This window comes from Microbispora hainanensis, assembly GCF_006874475.1.
Lineage (GTDB): Bacteria > Actinomycetota > Actinomycetes > Streptosporangiales > Streptosporangiaceae > Microbispora > Microbispora hainanensis.
Map to the genome: position 1 here is coordinate 1 of NZ_VIRM01000165.1, position 806 is coordinate 806.

Below are 806 nucleotides of genomic sequence, written 5' to 3' on the forward strand. Positions count from 1 at the left end.
TCCAAGCCTTCAGCCACATCCACCTGATCCGCACCGCACAGGCGCTGAGCAGGGAACTACCGGGTGTGGCGACGGCGGCGAGCCTCTGACGGCCGCGCTCGCGGATGAGCGGAGGGCCCGCGCCGGGTAGCGTGACGGTCATGCGGATCGAGGAATACGCCCTCGTGGGCGACATGCAGTCGGCCGCCCTCGTCGGCATGGACGGCTCGGTCGACTGGCTGTGCCTGCCACGGTTCGACTCCCCCTCCTGTTTCACCCGGCTGCTCGGCGACGAGTCCAACGGCTTCTGGCGGGTGGCCGCCGCGGGGCACGACCGGGCCACCCGCCGGGCGTACGTCGAGGACACGCTCATCCTGGAGACCGTCTGGGAGACGCCCACGGGCGCGGTCAAGGTGATCGACTTCATGCCTCCCCGGCACGCCAACCCCGATCTCGTACGGATCGTGGAGGGCCTGTCGGGCACCGTGGAGATGACGACCGAGATCCGCATCCGCTTCGACTACGGCCGCATCGTCCCCTGGGTGCGCCGCAGCAACGGGCACCTGCACGCCATCGGCGGCCCCGACTCGGTCTGGATCCACTCCGGAGTCCCGCTGCGCGGCGGCGACTACCGGCACCAGGCGACGTTCACGGTCGCCGCCGGCGAGCGGGTGCCGTTCGTGTTCACCTGGCATCCTTCCCACGAGCCGGAGCCGGAGCGGATCGACCCGATGGAGCAGCTCGCCGAGACCAGGCTCCTGTGGCGGGAGTGGGTCTCCCGATGCGGTTATCGGGGTCCCTGGCGCGACGCCGTGGTCCGCTCGCTG

1 protein-coding gene is annotated in these 806 nt (G+C 70.8%); it reads left to right on the forward strand.

Going from position 1 to position 806, the window contains the following annotated elements; genetic code table 11:
- Positions 1 to 140: 140 nt before the first annotated feature.
- Positions 141 to 806, forward strand: a 666-nt coding sequence (locus tag FLX08_RS40000) for a glycoside hydrolase family 15 protein (protein ID WP_244313249.1), incomplete at its 3' end; no start/stop codon positions are given.